The organism is Rubrivirga sp., from assembly GCF_049648075.1.
GTDB lineage: Bacteria > Bacteroidota > Rhodothermia > Rhodothermales > Rubricoccaceae > Rubrivirga.
The window spans coordinates 1-4,933 of sequence record NZ_JBARYR010000112.1 but is presented as its reverse complement, the minus strand read 5'-3'; the positions used below and the strand labels follow the sequence as shown (position 1 = coordinate 4,933).

Below are 4,933 nucleotides of genomic sequence, written 5' to 3'. Positions count from 1 at the left end.
GCCCAGCTCAAGGTAGATGGCGACACCGTCCATGTTGAGGGACGGCCGGACAAGCCGCTGAGCGGTGCGACCGTGATGAGCACGGACCTCCGCGCGTCCGTGTCCCTCGTTCTCGCCGGGATGGTCGCCGAGGGACGGACGGACGTCCTGCGCGTCTACCACCTCGACCGTGGCTACGAGCGTCTGGAGGGCAAGCTCGAGCGAGCCGGTATCGAGATCACTCGCGAACAGTACGACGAGGCCCATTCGGAGGCCGTTACGGCGTAGCTCCGTCTACCGCTCGACGTCAAGCCCGCCTCGGCCTTCCGGCTGGGGCGGGCTTTGCATATTCAGGCTCCGAGTTTACTCGCTAATGACCACCTGACACATAGCCTTTGGACAACCAAACCCACGCCCTGGGAGCTTATAGGCCAGAAAAAGCAGAAAATGGGCATGGGGAAAGAAACCAGGGAACACATAGTGTTTTCCCTCTGTCTACCGCTCGTGGATACACGTCCTGTCCCTCCCTCCTCGATTCCGTTCCCCGCTCTCCGGGTCGACCGGAACGGCGCAGTTGTAGAGGCCAACGAGGAGGCGCGGGACATCTTTGGCGACTCGCTTATCGGGTCATCCGTGACGGATCTCTTCGACGAGCACGACGAGCTACCCGTCGCCCTCGACGAGCTTGCAGAGTCGCTCGGACGGGGTCGCACGTTGCGGGTCCCGACGGCGACCGGGCAGACCCGGCTGCTCGCACGGTTCCAAAGCGACGGCGACGGAGGCCTCCTCGTGCTCGTTCGGTTGTCGTCTCCCGATACAGAGAGTATGGACCTCGACCTGCTCGCGGAGGCTGTCAACGCAGCCGACAACTCGATCGTGATCGCCGACCTGCTCGCGGACGATCAGCCGCTGGTGTACGTCAACCGAGGGTTCGAGCGAATGACCGGGTACAGTCGGGCCGAGGCGGTCGGGCGGAACTGCCGGTTCTTGCAGTTCGACGAGGGCACTCGCGACGACGACCAGGACGGGCACATCGCGGAAATCCGGGAGGCGGTCGAGGCCGAGAGGCTTCTGGGCGGCGTCGTGATCAAGAACTACAAGAAGGACGGGACGCTCTTCTATAACGATCTCTACCTGACGCCCGTGACCGACGAGTCCGGTCGGGCCACTCACATGGTGGGCGTTCAGAACGACGTCACGGAACGCGTCGAGGCCGCTCGGATCCAGCAGCGCCAGCACGACCAGCTCAAAAGCGTCATCGAGTCCTCCGTGGTCCCGATCGGCATCTTGGTCGAGGACGAGGCGGGGTTCTCGCACTTCCTCCAGAACGAGGCCGCCCACGCGCTCGGGCTCAGCCTCGAGGGCGACCCGCTCTCCGACCTCGAGGACCGACCGGCGCGGTCGTGGTCTGCCGCGATCGAGGCGGTCTGTGAGGAGGGGTCCCCCGTCCGGTTCGACATTGTGTCGAACGGTGCGACGTACGAGGTCCTGCTGTCCCCGATCCAGGAGCCGGGACCTCAGCGGCTGTTCTATGTGGCCTCCAATGTGACCGAGGGGCGGGCCGCGGCCGACGACCTCCTCCAGCTCTCGAACTACCAGCTCCAGCGGATCGCCCAAGACATCCACGACGGCGTGGGCCAGTCGCTCGTCGGCGCGTCCATGCTGGCGGCGGCCCTGTCCCGCGACCTCGAGGACGACGCGCTCGCCGGTGACGCGACGCGTGTCAAGGATCTGGTCACGAGGTCGCTGGGAATGCTCCGGTCGTTCTCGCTCGGCCTCGACCCGGTCGACCTCGACCGGATCTCGATCGCGGAGGCGTTCGGCCGGCTTACGGCAGAGGCCGAGCAAGTCCTGGGCGTCGACACGGAGACCGAGGACCGGACGTTTGAGACGGAGATCAACGACGGCGTCAAGCTCGACTTTTACCGGATCACCCAGGAGGCGATCACGAACGCTGTCCGGCACGGGTCGGCCGATCGCGTCTCGATCCGCCTCTCGCTCACCGAGAACGACCTCGTCCTCGAGGTCGAGGACAACGGCCAGGGGATCGGGGACCGGTCCAAGACCGGCGGAATGGGTCTGCGGACGATGCGAGCCCGTGCCCGGCGGCACGATGGGCAGTTCGCCCTCGAGGTCGCTCCGGGCGGAGGCGCGCTCGTTCGTGTAGTAGTACCGCGGAGCGCGGCGCTCGATACGGGCCGTCTACAGGTCAGTCGGAGCGACGGAAGCTCGAGACATACGAAGGAGCCGGAGAGTGTGTTTTAAAGTGGCTACCCCCTGCGATGTGTGTGACGCAGGACAGCAGTCGGGGCGCTCCTAGAGGGGGGCGCCCCGACTCGTTTTAGGGAGGTCCAGGCACCACGGTCACAGGGCCGTCGTTTACAAGTCCAGGGCGAACCGTACGTCCGGGTGCGCAACTCCACCCCACGCCCCCCGTTCGCCGACCTATACCATCGACTCTCTTCCATGCTTGACATGAAACGAGGCGTCTCCGCGACGCTCCTCATCGTGGCCGCCGTTTTGGGTGGCATCGTGTTCGTGACCTCCGCCGCCAACCTCGGTGGCGTCACCAATTTGTTCGAGCGCGCCGACGCCCAAGAGGACACGTCCACCGCGGAGGCCGTCGCGACGGCTGAAGACTTGGGACAGGCGTTCTCGTCCGTCGCAGAGCGCGTCAACCCGGCGGTCGTCCAGATTCGGGCGACGCGCGTCGCGAGCCGGCGCCAGCAAGACTTGATGTCGCCGTTCGGCGGAAGTCCCTTCGGGGGCGACGGTACGCAGAGCGGGCTCGGTAGTGGCGCGTTCATCTCGGAGGACGGGTACGTCGTGACGAACAACCACGTCATCGAGGGGGCCGACGAGCTGCGCGTGGTCCTGTTCGACGGGCGCGAGTTCGACGCCGAAGTCGTTGGGGCCGACCCGTTCTCCGACCTGGCCGTCCTCGAGGTCGACAGCGACGACTTCCCGTTCATCACGTTCGGCGACTCCGACGAGCTCCGCGTTGGGCAGTGGGTGCTGGCGTTTGGCAGCCCGCTCTCGGAGGACCTGTCCAACACCGTCACGTCGGGCATCGTCTCGAGCGTCGGGCGGTACTCCGGCGCGCCGGATCCGCGGGGACGGACGACGATCTCGAACTACATCCAGACGGACGCGGCCGTGAACCCGGGCAACTCGGGCGGGCCACTCGTCAACCTCCGCGGCGAGATCGTCGGGATCAACTCGGCGATCGCGACGCGGACCGGGACGTTCAACGGGATCTCGTTCGCGGTCCCGTCGAACATCGTCCGGTCGACGGTCGAGCAGCTGATCGACTCGGGCGTGGTCGAGCGCGGATATCTCGGGATCTCGTTCCAGGCGGCCTCGCCGGCTCTCCGCCGGGCGTTCGGGGCCAGCCCGGGTGCGGCCATCATCCAGGAAATGTCGCCCGACGCCGACGGCGACACTCCGGCCGCCGATGCCGGCCTGCGCGAAGAGGACCTCATCGTCGCCGTCGACGGCGTCGAGCTGACGGACAGCCGCCAGATCGTGTCGCTGATCTCGAGCAAGCGGCCGGGCGACACCGTCGAGATCACGTACAACCGCGAGGGCGACGAGCGAACTGCGACGGTCACGCTCGGGCGCCGTCCGGGCGACGACCAGATCAGCGGGAACGTGCGCCGGCCACAGCGCGACGACGAGCGGGAGCCGACGGCGGCACCCGCTCGGATGGAGGCCTACGGGCTGACGCTCGAGACGGTCACGCCGCGGATCGCGCGCGAGTTCGGCGAAGACCTCGAGGGCGTCGCCGTCGTCGAGGTCGAGCGCTCGAGCGAGGCGTTCCGCGACGCCAACATCCGGCCCGGCATGGTGATCACGGAGGTGGACCGCAAGCCGGTCGCCTCCGTCAGCGACCTCGAGGACGTGATCGGCGACATCGAGGCCGGGGAGCCGTTCTTGCTTCGGGTTCGGGCTGGGGAGAGCTCGTTTCTCACGGCGCTTACCAAGGAGTAGATCCAAGATCAAGGGTGGAGGTAGCGGAAGTCGGTAGCGTGAGGTCCACGTCAGCCGATCTCTCATGTGTGCTCTCGTCCTCGAACTCCTCGCTCTCGCCCTGCCCGCCTGCTCGGGCTCCGCACCCTCGCCGGACCGCGACCTCGAGGTCGCGGCAGTCGAGGACCTGACGAGCGCGGGAACGGAGCTGACCTACCGCGTCTTTGGACCGGACGGATCGTTCCCGCTCACGGTCGACATCGTGCAGAACGACGCCGCGTCGACCGTCCTCGAGGTCGGCGCCGATGCGATCGCGGAGGTCCAGAGCTCGTCCATCGCGATGACTCGCGCGGTCATTACTCCGACCGCGCGGGAGGACGCGGCCTTGTTGGTCACCCGGTTCGCGTCGGACCGATACGGCGTCGAGGGCATGACGACGATGCGGCTCGCGCGGTCAGACTTCCGCCGCCTCATGGCAGGCGAGTCCGTCCTCATCAACGCGGACGGCACCGGCTACACGTTCGCCCTGCAGGGGACCGGAACACGATGGGCGCCCGTCGATGGGGAGCGGACCGCGATCGCGACGGCGCGCTTCTCGACGCGAGACGGCCGCTCGATCACGGTCTCGAACGACCCGGGCGAGCCGCTCATTCTCGCCTACGAAGGCGTAGACGGCAACGATTGGTGGATCGGGAGCGTGACGCGGTAGGGCGGCGTCCTCGAGGACGTCAGTGGGCCGGCCCCGAGGCGATCAGAGGCGGGCCTGGAAGTCCGCGCCGTCGCGGACGCTGTCGGCGAGCACTGTGTCGCCGCGCGCCAGGAGGGCGTTGAACGCCGCGGCGTCCTTGTCCCGGCCGACGGCCGCGACGGCTCGCACGACGTCGCCCTCGAGGTAGCTCGCGACGAACGACCGGTCCTCGAGAGAGCCGTCGATCACGACCTCGTCCCAGTCCTCGACATGGCCGACGTCGCGCAGGCTGACGCC

4 protein-coding genes and 1 pseudogene are annotated in these 4,933 nt (G+C 67.4%); 4 read left to right on the top strand and 1 reads right to left on the bottom strand.

Features of this window, described 5'->3' with window-relative positions; all coding sequences use genetic code 11:
• The 4 genes and pseudogenes from WBA11_RS03145 to WBA11_RS03130 form a co-directional block, all read left to right on the top strand.
• Positions 1-267 (top strand): annotated as a pseudogene (locus WBA11_RS03145) (hypothetical protein); the annotation flags it as partial.
• Between the two features lie 159 nt (positions 268-426).
• The gene (locus WBA11_RS03140) at positions 427-2,244 is read left to right on the top strand and encodes a PAS domain-containing protein (protein WP_424519271.1); all 1,818 of its coding nucleotides are present in this window, start codon (positions 427-429) and stop codon (positions 2,242-2,244) included.
• Positions 2,245-2,445: 201 nt separating this feature from the next.
• Complete coding sequence (locus WBA11_RS03135; RefSeq protein ID WP_424519270.1) at positions 2,446-3,969, top strand: trypsin-like peptidase domain-containing protein; 1,524 nt, start codon at positions 2,446-2,448, stop codon at positions 3,967-3,969.
• Between the two features lie 64 nt (positions 3,970-4,033).
• On the top strand, positions 4,034-4,657 hold the full coding sequence (locus WBA11_RS03130; protein WP_424519269.1) for a hypothetical protein: 624 nt from the start codon (positions 4,034-4,036) through the stop codon (positions 4,655-4,657).
• 42 nt (positions 4,658-4,699) lie between these two features.
• On the opposite strand, the gene WBA11_RS03125 is transcribed toward WBA11_RS03130, so the two are convergent.
• On the bottom strand, positions 4,700-4,933 hold a 234-nt coding region (locus WBA11_RS03125; protein ID WP_424519268.1), incomplete at its 5' end, for an oxidoreductase C-terminal domain-containing protein.